Source organism: Chitinophaga ginsengisoli (assembly GCF_003014595.1).
Taxonomy (GTDB): domain Bacteria; phylum Bacteroidota; class Bacteroidia; order Chitinophagales; family Chitinophagaceae; genus Chitinophaga; species Chitinophaga ginsengisoli.
Map to the genome: position 1 here is coordinate 13,784 of NZ_PYGK01000008.1, position 14,043 is coordinate 27,826.

The window sequence follows — 14,043 nt, forward strand, 5'->3', positions numbered from 1 at the left end:
TTTCTTCTCTCGTTTTAGGTGTAGTTGGCGCAATATCAACCATGGGCCATAATAAGTTTGTCGCTAATGCTCGCGTTAAGACTGCACTTCACCTAATAAAATGTACATTGTTTACAACTACATGCGGAAACGGGCCAGGTATTTGTACAACTGGTACAGCTTTACACCGCATCGTTTATACAATAAACAGCCTAAACTGTACAAACATACATGGTAGATTCAATTAACCTTTTTCGGTTTGTCGGTGATTGTTAAAAGAGATCTATATAAAAATAAATCTCGTTGTCGACACCGACAAGGCAACCAGGGGAAACCGAAAACCTGAGGAAAGAGTAGGTTCTTTTTTAATTGTTAAAAGTTTTTGCTGTTTTTGGGATTAAAAAGCAGCACTGCTATGAAAAATTCATCTGTAATCTTTGGCGTTTCTTCTCTCGTTTTAGGCATAGTTGGCGCAATATCAACCATGGGCCATAATAAGTTTGTCGCTAATTCTCGCGTTAAAACTGCACTTCACCTATTACAATGTACATTGTTTACGACTTGGTGCGGAAACAGGACTGGTCTTTGTACTACTGGTACAGCTTTACACCGCACCGTTTATACAATAAATAGCCTAAACTGTGAAGCCATACATCCTAGAATCGATTAACGCTTTTATGAATTAAAGAGGCGCCTCAGAAACCCAAGGCGCCTCTTTCCGCGTTTTTGACGCGAATCGAATATTGAATAAACAAATTATATTGGTCAGTTAGAGCATTTGACGATTAACACCTCCATCTCTCTTTCGCCCCTTATGAGATCTAGTCCGTGGATATTAAGTTCTTTCTTGACCTGGTTGAAGTCTGTCATTATGCAATCTAATGTTATATCAATATTTCCTGAAATGTCGGTTTCATCAATAATAGGAGTACCGTCATTGGGAAGTAATATGATAAAGTTTTTCATCGGATAATTCCGAACCGTTACTCCAGTAGCAACCTTGCCTGGTGTAACATAATATGCCCCACCTGTAGCTTTAAGTTTTGAAGGTGCATCTTTGGATGCCACAAGTCGCCAATATGGCATTTTCTTTTTTTCAATGTAAGCACTATATCCAAAATAATTCATTAGGTCATTTTGCATTACTCTCATTAGGTATGCTTTATCGCCCTTTTCTTTAGGGGCAATTAGACTGTAGCAATAGAATTTTTCTCCGCCCTTTTCATTTTGACTGGAGTAGGACGGATCAACTGGTTGCCATTCTACCCGTGGTGAGAATTTCCCATAAAGTGAATCTCGAGGTCCCCAATGAGGATATCGCCCGATGAAAGCATACATATATAGAAAATTCAAATCGACACCTAATAGTTCAAATTTCCCATATTTATCAAGTCCTATACGCGAGGGAAAACCCTCTGTCGGTTTGTCGGTGATTGTTAAAAGAGATCTATATAAAATGTGGTCTTCCGCCCCCCCATTCCCGTTTATTAAATAGGGAATTTTACTATCGTATCTACTATGAATTTTATCTTGCTCAGTCTTTCCATAAATTCTTGGAAGAACAGGTGTTCTTCCTTGTAGGAAATCATTTATATCGTCAAAATTTACCCTATAGGTAACTGCTTTAACAATTCCACCAGGATCGACTACGATGATAAATGGAAGTGCTGCAATGTCAAATCGCTCATAGATACTGTCCTCAAATGCACCAGGAAGATTCAATTTCATTTTTTCTCTAAATCTGTCATATATCTTCTCATTTTCTACGTCCGGGGGTGCTACCATTACTATTTGAATCTCATCCGAGAATTTATTCTGAAGACTATCCATTTTAGGTAGGCTTGCTATACAAGTGGTGCAATGTTTATCCCACACATCCAGAATAAGCCATTTTCCTTTAAACGAGTCAATTGGTATGGATCTATGCTTGTAATATTTAATATTCTTAAAATTGAATGTTTCGATTTTCTTTCCTATCTCCGGAAAGCCGTTGTCTGCAAGCACGTGTCCAATTACGCCAAAAAAGCAAAACAGACTAAACATAAATGATAATACCTTATATTTCATCAAAAAATAATTTGAACATTTTATTAAAGAAAAAAAATAAGATAGCCAGCTAGAACAGATTAGTACCCGTTGTTCTGCACTATATTACTACTCTTTACATCACTTGCAGGAATTGGATATAGTTGTTGATAATCATTCCAGACTACTCCTTTCTTCACAGCTATCTTGTTCATAAGTAATTCAAAATCGTCTCTACGCTTTAAATCAAACCACCTGAAACCTTCCGAGAAAAGCTCAATCTGTCTTTCATGTAAAACTGAATTTAATAAGTCTTGTTTTGACATTATGGGCAGATCGGATAATCCAGCCCTCGCTCTTATAACATTTATATCTGCAACCGAATTTGCAAACTCTTCCAGTTGAGCTTCAGCTTCCGCTCTTATGAGATATTGCTCTGCCAATCGCAGCACTATACTGTATTCTGAAATTGAAGCATCGGTAAGTATTTTGTATTTATATGGAAAGCAATAGGTGACATTCGAGGTGTTATCAACGTATTCTCCAACCCAGCTATTCATACGTTTGTCTCCTGGCTCAAAACTGGACAGAAGTAGATAACTTAGTGATACACCGGTCGTCTGATTCGGAGCTGACGTAAGAATATATTTACGTGCTTCGTCTGTATCATATCCCCTACCTGGTGGAGGCATTATTGACCATATTGTCTCCTGACTATTCATCGTGAAAACCGAATTGAGATCTTTGACGATCATAAATGTAATAGAGTTGTCAATAACCTTTGTCGCTTGAATTTTTGCATTTGCATAGTCTTTATTGTGAAGATATACTCGTGCAAGTAAGGCATAGGCAGCCCACTTTGTTGGCCTTACTCTATCCGTGGTTGGATTGTTAGCAGCATTTACAAAGTTGTCACTTAATAAATCTACTGACTCCGTCAAATCGGTAATAATGAACTTGTAAACATCCGCTACATTCGTTTTGGACAGTTTTAAGTTGTTTGAATAGTCTGTTGTTGTAACCACAGGGATCGGACCGTACAAATTTGCTAAATAGAAGTGCATTAATGCTCTAATAAACAGCGCCTCACCACGTAATTGATTTTTTATTTGGTCACTCACGCCAGTTGAGCGCTGAAGGCCTTCAATAACGGCATTCGCCTGGTAAATGAACTGGTATTGTGGATTCCAGGAGAAATTTGACAACAAAGACGCGTCGCTTTCAATCAGGGAATTTCCATAGACATTAATACATGACTGGGTGGTGCTGTAATTTAAAAATTCATCAGATGACATCCCTGTTAACCATGATAAGTCGGAAAGGGATGAAATTTGACCATAGATAGAAGTTAATGCGGCCGTTGCAGTAGAGTTATTTTCAAATACGTTTGTAGTAACTAACTGCGTTTTTGGGGGTGCAACTTCTACTAGTTTTTTACATGCAGTTCCACAAACACAAATAGAATATAGAACAATTAAGTGGAGGTATTTTTGAATCGCCATGGTCAAGGTTTAATGATACATCTGAAGTCATCAGATATTTATGGATAAAGGTTTCTTTCATCATTTTTGATCTATTGAGGGGATCATCCCTATGATAGCTATCCTTAACTGCTATAATTCCAGTTTCACTCCAGCCGATACCGTACGGAGTGTTGGTAGCCGTAGGCCCTGAACTTCAGGATCAAGTCCTTTGTAACCGGTAAACGTTAGGAGGTTTTGTCCCAGAACGAAAACTCTCAGATCCTTCATATGAAGTTTCCTAACCCAATTATTTGAAATAGCGTAAGATATTGATGCATTTTTTAATCTAATGAATGATGCATCAACCATGTTTTGATCACTTTGCCCGTAATAACTTTGAGATGCATAAGTGTTATCCGTGCCTGTTGAGTATTTTTGTACTGATGCGGTCGGGTGATCCAACATCTGGGACCATTGATTCAATACAGCCACCGGCTGGTTTTGGTTATATACTCCGGCCATTTTGAAAAAATTTAAGGAGTTTAACCCTGTCTGTTTAACAAATTGAATATAAAAGTCGATGTGTAGCCCTTTATAACTGATTGTATTCTGCAGTCCACCATAGTATTTTTGATAAACCTGTTTAATTGTCCGGTAATCGTCAGGATATGCAAGTTGATTGTCTTTGTTGATGTCTTCAAACGTATATGTGCCTGTTTTAGTATCAATACCAGTAAAGTGCAAAAGCTTCTGAATGTATAAAGATTGCCCAATGATATATTGATTCTTGTATGTAGAAGATCCTAAATCAGGATATGATATAAGTTTATTTTTAGGAATAGATATATTCACCGTTGAATTCCAGGAAACTTCTTTACTTTTTATATTTACACTACTCACCTCTAACTCGAAACCATTATTCTGCACTACCGCCGGAAGGTTGTACTGAACGGTATTAAACCCTGCGAAATTGGGTAAAGGGTAACCCACAAGCTGATTACTTGTTCGATTCCTGTAATAATCGAAGTTCATTGAAATTCTGTCTTTAAGAAAAGCCATTTCCAAACCAACTTCAATTTTTCTAACGACCTCCCAGCCAAAATAAGGATTTGCAATTTTTGTAGGATATAGTCCTCCAAGCCCTTGATAAGGATATGAAACAGGACTATATGTACTCAAATACTGATAGTCCTGTATTTGATCATTGCCGGTCGTTCCGAAGCTAGCCCTTAGTTTTCCAAAACTGATAAATTGCATTCTATCCTTCATAAAGCTTTCCTGAGAGAAGATCCAACCAGCTCCAATTGCGCCGAAATTACCGAATTGTTTTCCTGGTCCAAATCTGCTACTACCGTCCCTCCTTGCTGTTAGATTTAAAAGATATTTATCATCCCAGGTAAAGTTAATCCTTGTAAAGGCGCCGCAATATTTGTACTGTGTATATGTATAACCGTAGGTCCGTATGGAGCTCGCCGCAGCAATGTTGCCAATAAGCGCATCGGTTGAGAAATCCGAAGCTAGCTGCCCTATCGTGCTTTGCTTATTATTCTGGAGCGTACCACCGACTAAGAAATCTAGCTTGCCTTTTGAAATGTTCCGTATGTAGTTGATTTGTGGCTCAACAATCCAGGTTTTTAAATCGTTGCTACCAAATGAATTGGTTCGTAAAAATGTGAAATCCGAATAAGATGGAAAATATGCGCTGAGAGGCGTCTGATTAGACTGATTCATTTGCAAATGCGTATAGCCCATAGTTGCTTTTGCAGATAAACCAGGTAACAACTCATAGCTGAGCATTAAATTTCCGATTAAATTATCAGTTATAGCACCGGCATGTCTGTTGATTGCGCCGAGCGGATTAGTAAAGGTATTATTCTGCCAATTAAGATTTCCGAAGGAATCATAAAGTTTTGGAGTCGTTGGAGCTAATGTGATACTTTGAGTAAAATCCGTTAATGGGAGGTCACTATTATTGTTAGAATAACTTGCTGACAAGTCTGTTTTAAACCGCTGATCAGGAGAAGTGTGATTTAAGTTTAGATTCACTGATGCTTTTTGGCTGTAATATGACCCTGAATATACCGTAGTTTGTTTATTATATGCCCCCCCAATTAGAAATTGAGTACTTGTGTTTCCACCGGAAATTGATGCATGAGCATTTGTATATTTTGCAGTTCCCCCGATTAAAACTTTTTGCCAGTCTGTATACCTTGTAGTATCCCAGGAACCATTAATATCATAATCTCTCGTTCCTGGCGTTATCCCATCATTGGAAAATGCTTCATGTCTCATCGAAAGATATTCCGGCGTATTGAGCATTTTAATTTTATGGGGTACCTTGCTATACCCTGTTGAAAAATCCACTATAACCTTTTTTTGTCCGGATTTTCCTCGCCTGGTTGTTATAATTATAACACCATTTGCACCCCTTGAGCCGTAAATAGCGGTAGCATCAGCATCCTTTAAAACTTCGATACTCTCGATGTCGGACGTGGCCAGATTATTGAATGGGCTCAATCCACTCGTTGTTCCGAAAAGCACGTCATTGCTGGGTGTGCCAACAGCACCACCACTAAAAAATTTGCTTGTGAGACTTTGCGATGGGTAAGGCACTCCATCTACAATAAATAAAGGACTATTACCATTTGCGATGCTGTTTTGCCCCCGAAGGCGAACGGTAAGAGCACTTCCAGGATTACCACTGGTCTGCGTAATAAATAATCCAGGGATACGCCCCTCGAGAGCCATTAAGGGATCAGACACTGGCTGGTTATCAATCGTTTGACTGTTAATCGAATTTATACTTCCAGTATTAAACCGTCTTGTTGTTTTGCCGTATGCTATCACAACGGCTTCGTCCAATTTATTGTCAGAAATATCGAGCTGCACGTCAACTATCTCAGCCGTTTTAGCTTCAACTTCTCTGGTTGTATATCCAGTGTAACTGACTGTCAGCGTTTGATTGGGTATTACCCCCTTCAAAGTGAACAAGCCTTGTTCATTGGTTGCAGTCCCTTTGCCTGTCCCTTTTATCCTAATAAAAGCACCGTATAATGGCCCACCTTTTTCGTCTGTGACTTTGCCTGAAACGTTGAATCCCATAACGTTTGCGCTATCTATTACAGGAGTAGTTGAGTTTTTATACGCTTTTTTATGCACTGTTATATAATCATCTGTTGATGACCAGGTCAAGTTTTTGTTTTTAAACAAAGTGGAGAGTACGTCCTCAATCGTTGCATTTTGAAAACTAACTTTAATTTTTTCGCCACTATCCAACACCTTATCTGAGAAAAGGATTTGTTTCCCGGTTTTGCTGAAAATAAAATCAAATACTTCTTTAAAAGTGTAAGTGCCAGAGATTGTAACCAGCTTATCAGATGGTAAATCTTTTGATTGGCTATTTGTCGAAAAGTGCATAAAAAGGCACAATAAGATCATAGCACAAAGAGATGTTCTCATTACGAGTCATTTAAAAAGTTAAATAATAATGCAGGTACTGGTTAGTTTTATTCCTTGTCACTTATATAAGCGAACAAGAACAAGTTTTGGCTGACAATCATCATGTAAAAAAATTGTTAACAACGCTATCAAGTTAAGCTATCAAACTAAGATATATCGATACGATATTAAGCTCCCCCTTATTGCCCTCATTCATAAAGGACTGCATAATAATAAATTATATCCACTAAAGAGTTAACTACGTGTTAAGGCGGGGAAATATTTCGGAGAAAGCTAAAAAAGCCCTTTACTAAGGACTCTCAGTTCCTATAGCCGGCTAATCAATATATTGTGCTATAATGGAAAAACAATCGAAGCATATTTTCACTAAATTGAGAGATCAGTTAACCTTCCTATATGAAATAATATGGCTCCGTCTAATTCCTTTCTTTCCACATTGCAAGATAACAGGCGTTACTTTTTGATAACGATACTTGTGACCTTCATTCAGATTACATTATTTAAGTTTTTCTATCCATTTGCAGATTACTTCTCGGACTCATATAGCTATATATATGCGGCCGCAATACATGCTGACGTTAATATCTGGCCCATCGGTTATTCCAAGTTTCTATGGCTGTTTCATAAAGTCAGTATATCCGATACGGCTTTGGTGACAACACAGTACTTCCTGATTATCCTATCGGAACTTTATCTATTCCTTACAATAGTTCATTTTTTCCCGATTAGCAGGTTGATAAAGAATGTAATCTGGAGCTTTTTATTTCTTAACCCACTTCTGCTGTATCTAAGTAATTACATATCAAGCGACGCAATTTTCTTAGGATTGAGCTTAATCTGGATCTCTCAGCTTCTGTGGATAATAAACAGGCCTCAATGGTATCATGTAATTGTTACAGCATTGGTGGTTGCTATTGCCTTTACAATACGTTATAACGCAATGTACTACCCTATTATAACTACGCTAGCTTTATTAATTTCAAAACAGCGGTTATTTGTAAAATTGTCTGGCATCTCACTTCCGTTACTGTTAATTACACTCTTTGTACTATTTACAAAACAAAAAACTCAAGAAATAACAGGAACAAATCAATTCTCAGTTTTTTCCGGATGGCAGTTAGCGAATAACGCACTATATATGTTCCCTCACATTGAAATTCAAAAAAATCCACCTACAGGATGTGAAGAATTTCATTTAGTTGTTGAGAAGTATTTTAAGGAAATACCGATAGAATATAAAGATGTTTCGCCACTTGAAGGAGCATTCTATATTAAATATCCACAGGCACCTCTAAAAAAATACCTGGCAGATCGTGTTGATCAAGATAAGGATACTAGCGGAGGCATCCAGTCCTGGGGCGCAGTAGCACCGATATATTATAAGTATGGGAAGTACATGATTATTCACTACCCTTTCGGCTATTTTAGGTATTTTATTGTCCCAAACTCCTATAACTATTTTCTCCCGCCGTTAGAAAAACTAGAAGAGTATAATTTAGGATCTCTTCATGTTAGTAGTATTGCTCAGCAGTGGTTTGGTTACAGACATTCCAATGTTAAAGTGGCTAGTATAACCATTCAAAAATTAATTCTCTTCCTATTTCCCAGTATTTTTCTTCTTTTAAATGTGCTGTTTTCATTAAATGTAATTTTGTGGTTGAGAAGCAATAGAATTGCTAAGGAAGAAGCAAATTTTAAATCATGCATAATCTTAATTTCGTTTTTTGTCATAATAAATGCTGCTTTTGGTATTCTTGCGTCCCCAATAGTGCTTCGTTATCAGGTTTTTCCAATGATAGTCTTGTTTTCTTTCACAATGTTGTTATCCAATAGATTGGATCAACAAAATGAATAATACAGGTATTAAAATGATAATCGATTAAGTTTTTCTGACTTTAATAAAAAATATTGAGAAATAAAAATCGTTCTTGTGTCAGCCATTTCTCTGGATAACACGCTATAATAGTGAGTTCAAAACTGATCGATTTCCAATGAACATTTTTTTTAGAATTTCCATTTTATTCCTAGTTGCCCTTCCAACGGAGATACAAGCTCAAGGAACATGGTCTATAGAAAAGGCCAATACCTGGAGTGCCCATGGCGGCTGGCTAACCGGTTGTAATTTTATTCCCTCTACCGCAGTTAATCAACTAGAAATGTGGCAGGAGTTAACTTTTGACACAACGACTCTTAACAAAGAGTTAGGGTACGCTGAAAAAATCGGCCTAACTATTATGCGGGTATTTCTTCATCACGTTGCCTGGCAGGAAGATCCCAATGGTTTTGTAGGACGAATGCGTCAATATTTGGCCATTTCGAACCGGCATCACATAAAGACAATGTTTGTCTTTTTTGACGATTGCTGGAATGATTTATATGCTCCGGGAACCCAGCCAGCACTGATCCCAAGTGTACATAACAGTCAATGGCTAAAAGACCCTGGTAGTCGGATTGATGATGTCCCAGCATTGATGGACACGCTTGAAATGTACGTAAAAGAAGTGCTAACTAAATTTAAAGATGATGAACGCGTTGCAATATGGGATTTGTATAACGAACCGGGACACTTCGGTCATAAGGAGAAAAGTTGGCCTCTTCTTAAAAATGTTGTTAGGTGGGCTCGTGAGATCAATCCCTGTCAGCCCATTACTATTGGTGTCTGGAACCAAAGTTTTGATAAATTCAATCAATATCAAATTGCTAATTCTGACATTATTAGTTTTCATAACTACAGAGATACCGTTTCATTAATAGCGGCAATCGACAGTTTAAAAAGATTTGGGCGGCCAGTCATCTGCACGGAATATATGAAGCGCCCTAATGGCAGCCTTTTCAGCACACATTTGCCAATCTTTAAGCGAGAGCATGTGGGAGCGATTAACTGGGGGCTCGTAGCTGGAAAAAGCCAAACAAACTTCCCACAGGGAAATAAAGGTGGAGAACCGGAACCTTCCCTTTGGTATCATGATATATTCCGTCAGGACGGTAGTCCATTCAATAGTAAGGAAACCGATCTGATCAAGGAATTGAATAAACCTGTTGGAACCGACGGAGCATATATCATATACGCCAGAAACCACGGGGTCAGTTATTCATTAATCCACAATCGTGTTACGATAGATTCGTTTAAATTGAAAAACAGAAGGCGGCAACAAATAACAATACTACCTGCTCAATATCCTGTGAATTTCTCCCTCAAATTACACACTAAAGAAGTCAACCAACCGTATCAATATCCCTCCCCCAGCAAGCTTTTAGTGGTTTCCGACATCGAAGGAGAATTTTCCGCATTTGTCAAACTTATGACAGCCTGCAAGGTGATGGACAGTGGATATTCCTGGACATTTGGGCCAGGCCACTTAGTCATCTGTGGGGATTTGTTTGATAGGGGTAACGATGTGACTGCATATCTATGGTTATTATATCGCCTGGAAAAACAGGCACAAAAAGCGGGAGGATACGTGCATGTAATTCTGGGAAACCATGACATTATGAACTTGTCAGGAGATTACCGATATGTAGACTGCAAGTACTTCACTGTTGCTCGTACCCTACAAATTCCTTATAAGGAACTTTACGCTGCTAATACCGAACTTGGCAGGTGGCTGCGATCAAAGAATATAGTAGAAAAGATCGGGGACATATTGTTTATGCATGCTGGGATTTCCCAGGAGGTCAATAGCAAAAAGATGAGCCTTGAAGCCATCAACAACTTGTGCAGACCCTTTTATGACCAACCTCGCCAGGCTATTCCCGATTCTCTGCAAATATTTTTCGGTCCCCAAAGCCCCTTTTGGTACAGGGGTTATTTTACAGGGAATATTCCGGAATCACAAATTGATGAAACACTTGCATTATACGGCTGCAGACAGGTCGTAGTAGGTCATACCATAGTAGATAATATACAAAAGCTATACAAGGGCAGGGTAGTTGGAGTCGATGTCAACCACCATCAAGGCAACCATCAAGCACTACTCATTGAAAATGGCCAATATTTCAGGCTGAATGACCTGGGAGAAAGGGAAACACTATAACACAAGAATCTTCATTGATACATAAGTTTCAATGAAAAAAACGCCCCGGTTAACCGGGGCGCCAATTCACGTTTCTACGAAATCGTGGATTCCTTTTTGGTTGTATTACTAGGCAAATCCGTCGCAGTAACAACCACGCGAGTACCCGTGAGTGCCGCATTAGCAGCAGTTACCGTATACATCCAGAAACGTCTGTCTCTTGTATTGATGACAGCATCTCCCTGATCCAATACAGTGCCAGCCTGCGAGAAGATGACAACTTTTACCGATGCCGGGGTAATGACGTCTCTTGCCTTGACAGCGATCAGGTCACCTACAGTTCCTTTATAGCCACTGATGTCTACACCATCAATGACAGGGGGATTCATTGCATCCCTCAAGGCTACGTTATATGCGGTCTGACCACCTTTTGCAGCGTAATGATTCGGTCCTCGGCATTGAGGAACTAATCGCCGGGGGCATTACCTTTGCATCGGTTATCCTTTCTTCTTCCAGTTGTGAGGTAATAAATTGATCAGCTGATTAGCAGGGCAGTCATGCAGACGATCATAGATATCGCAGAGGTATGTAAACGGATCTATTTCATTAAGATAGCCCAGCCTTTAAAATGCGCTCAACAGTATGATAGCCGGCTTTATGATATTCCAGTGCCCGATGACAGGCTTGTTCAAGGCGCTGTATGGTATAATCCTTTCCCAAGGCTAGTATACCCTGACATTGCTTATAAGCGATTTCCGGATAGCTATACTGACCTAATAACCTTTGGATATAGAGACGCGTATTATTCCCGGCCAAAGCTGCTTTATCCTCAAAAAACTGAGGACTCCAGCCATTATAAACCTGATGAGTAGAGGGCATATGATCGCTGACGGTGGTATAGTGTCCAGGTGTAAAACAACGACGATGACTGGCTATGCGGGTATGATTATAGAAGATCTCTACTGCCACCTGATTATATTGTACTTCCACATGTAATCCCTGATAACGATAGGGTACGCTATAGTAGTTACGACTCTCACTTAAATAGATATAACTTGTTTTCTGCACCTTGGCTCGTCTGTATTGCCTTAGATGGTAGCGCCCCTGTGGTAGCGGTTGCAACCATTCTTTTTCAGTATCAATAAATTGTTGTCGACGAGTAGTACCTCCATGAGCAAACAGGTAGTCATTATAAGTGATCAGCATATTGCTGATCTCAGCATTGAGCTCTTCGAGAGAAAAGAAGGTGTGACGGGATAGCGGATAATAAATACGCTGGTATACCAGCTCCACTGCGCGTTCAACTAATGCCTTATCTTGCGGGTGATACGGGCGGGCAGGGTCTACTGCGCAACCATAGAAAAGTGCAAAATCGGCCAATGTCTTATTGATCAGTGGTGCATATTTATGTGCTTTGCTCACCGCGCTTTTGAGATTGTCTGATACGATGGCCTGAGGAACACCTCCCAGCCACTGCAGGCAGGAAGATAAACAACTGATCAGGTCTTCCCGTTTCTGCGAGTACACTGCCTTTACAAAAGTATATTGGCTACAAGGCAGCACTGCAACGAATACTTCCACCGCTATCAGTTCTCCTGTAGTTTTATCAACATAGGAGAGCTTATCACCACAAAAGTCTACATACAGCTTGTCGCCTGCCTTATGTAATAGTTTTCCTCCTGGCGCGGTTCTTTTATTCCACTGTCGTATATGCCAGCAAAATTGTGTATAACGATAACCATCGGGATGCTTGAGCACGTATTCCTGATGCAATGCTCCAAGTGTACAACCTGGCTTCAGTAATTCCTGTTCAAAGTAGCTGAAGTAGCCTGCCAGTGTCTCATAGCGTTCTTTCTCAGTCTGACTATCCTCTGTAAACAATTCTGCGAGTTCGCCATCTTCTAACTGTAATAAAGCATCCCATGACAGATCCAATGCTTTAAAGCGGGCCATGTAACTGTCTACTGTCTTACGGTTGATCTTAATGTAATCGGCAATCTTGCGATTACTCCAGCCCTTCTGTTTCAGTGAAATTAATGTACGTACTTCCATGACATTGATTCTTTGACCCGCCATATACCTATCGCTTTTTAGGTACAAGACTATTGCAAATCATGGAAAGTGGCCCAATGACCTCCGTTTTACAGATTGGTTATTGATTAACTTGGCCCGATGACCTCCGTTATTAGCGGTTGACAACATTATTTTGGCCCAATAACCTCCGTTTTCGTGTGTAAAACTTAAAAACCGGTTCATTAATCCGTTTTAGGCGGATAGATATTCTTGTTTTTTGGCCCAATATCACCGTTTTGACTGGCCCGCTATGCTCCGTTAAGGGTGGCCCAATGACCTCCGTTTTAGACAACCGGGACGTTTACTGTATTTTCAAAAATAGCTTTATACAGTTTTGATAATCTAAACAGGAAGAATTCGATATCTCTATGATCTCAATTTAAATAATTCTTTGTATCATCCAAGTACAAAAGGCGATATGCTTGACTATATTGCAGATGAGAAAATAAAATCTGGTAGGCATCCGTATGGCATCCTGTGTTATAACTACGTCTTTTATAGTTCCTATTGCCTTTATCTTATTTATGTTTTTGAACAATTATCTTGAACACCATTTCCGGGGCTCAGTTAAATATAGATTTATCTATTCTTATGGCAGCACTATTTGCATATTTACTCAGCTTGGACTGACTTTTATATCATTGCTACTTGCACTTAATGTTATTTTTAATTTCAGAAAATATAATATCTGGACGCATTTAATTGCTATTCTTTTTGGAGCATCTGTATTTTCATATATGTTTATCGGAGTAACTTGGGGTATTATGCGTTCACTTTGACTAATCTTTCATTTTTCACTAACCATTATTCTATGTAGTTTTTGACTCGCTATATGATTTCTGGTTTGATATAGGTCTGTTGCCATAATAATTGTCACAGGTTATTCTTCCTTTCATTCTGCAGCCCAATTTAGTGTTATTAGCGATTTACTGCCAATTTGAGCTTTCCGTTTTGTATCTGCTTAATAATATCTGACTTCGTCGGATGCGTAACGTTAGCGATAAGCCTTTGTTGTTGCCTGCATGTACGTC

At 39.1% G+C, this 14,043-nt stretch carries 7 protein-coding genes; 2 read left to right on the forward strand and 5 right to left on the reverse strand.

The window, feature by feature from the left end; all coding sequences use genetic code 11:
• Positions 1 to 744 precede the first annotated feature (744 nt).
• The 3 genes from CLV42_RS19245 to CLV42_RS19255 all read right to left on the reverse strand — a co-directional run bounded on the left by CLV42_RS19245 (position 745) and on the right by CLV42_RS19255 (position 6,926).
• Positions 745 to 2,046, reverse strand: a complete 1,302-nt coding sequence (locus CLV42_RS19245) for a redoxin domain-containing protein (protein WP_106603568.1) — start codon at positions 2,044 to 2,046, stop codon at positions 745 to 747.
• A 59-nt stretch (positions 2,047 to 2,105) separates the two neighbouring features.
• A complete protein-coding gene (locus CLV42_RS19250; protein ID WP_106603569.1) occupies positions 2,106 to 3,506 on the reverse strand; it encodes a RagB/SusD family nutrient uptake outer membrane protein in 1,401 nt (466 codons plus the stop codon).
• 111 nt (positions 3,507 to 3,617) lie between these two features.
• Complete coding sequence (locus tag CLV42_RS19255; RefSeq protein ID WP_106603570.1) at positions 3,618 to 6,926, reverse strand: SusC/RagA family TonB-linked outer membrane protein; 3,309 nt, start codon at positions 6,924 to 6,926, stop codon at positions 3,618 to 3,620.
• Positions 6,927 to 7,752: 826 nt separating this feature from the next.
• Here CLV42_RS19255 and CLV42_RS33720 point away from each other — a divergent pair.
• On the forward strand, positions 7,753 to 8,781 hold the full coding sequence (locus CLV42_RS33720; RefSeq protein ID WP_211303490.1) for a hypothetical protein: 1,029 nt from the start codon (positions 7,753 to 7,755) through the stop codon (positions 8,779 to 8,781).
• Between the two features lie 136 nt (positions 8,782 to 8,917).
• Positions 8,918 to 10,960, forward strand: coding sequence for a metallophosphoesterase (locus CLV42_RS33970; protein ID WP_170117572.1), 2,043 nt, complete (start codon positions 8,918 to 8,920; stop codon positions 10,958 to 10,960).
• Positions 10,961 to 11,034: 74 nt separating this feature from the next.
• Here CLV42_RS33970 and CLV42_RS19270 read toward each other — a convergent pair whose 3' ends face one another.
• Together CLV42_RS19270 and istA are read right to left on the reverse strand one after the other, a co-directional pair.
• On the reverse strand, positions 11,035 to 11,340 hold the full coding sequence (locus tag CLV42_RS19270; protein WP_146154427.1) for a hypothetical protein: 306 nt from the start codon (positions 11,338 to 11,340) through the stop codon (positions 11,035 to 11,037).
• A gap of 205 nt (positions 11,341 to 11,545) precedes the next feature.
• A complete protein-coding gene (gene istA / locus CLV42_RS19275; protein ID WP_106603573.1) occupies positions 11,546 to 13,015 on the reverse strand; it encodes an IS21 family transposase in 1,470 nt (489 codons plus the stop codon).
• Between the last annotated feature and the right edge of the window lie 1,028 nt (positions 13,016 to 14,043).

Excerpts from the sequence above, each read along its gene's own strand:
- CLV42_RS19245 (WP_106603568.1), bottom strand. The coding sequence starts at position 2,046 with ATGAAATATAAGGTATTATCATTTATGTTTAGTCTGTTTTGCTTTTTT.
- CLV42_RS19250 (WP_106603569.1), bottom strand. The coding sequence starts at position 3,506 with ATGGCGATTCAAAAATACCTCCACTTAATTGTTCTATATTCTATTTGT.
- CLV42_RS19255 (WP_106603570.1), bottom strand. The coding sequence starts at position 6,926 with ATGAGAACATCTCTTTGTGCTATGATCTTATTGTGCCTTTTTATGCAC.
- CLV42_RS33970 (WP_170117572.1), top strand. The coding sequence starts at position 8,918 with ATGAACATTTTTTTTAGAATTTCCATTTTATTCCTAGTTGCCCTTCCA.
- istA (WP_106603573.1), bottom strand. The coding sequence starts at position 13,015 with ATGGCGGGTCAAAGAATCAATGTCATGGAAGTACGTACATTAATTTCA.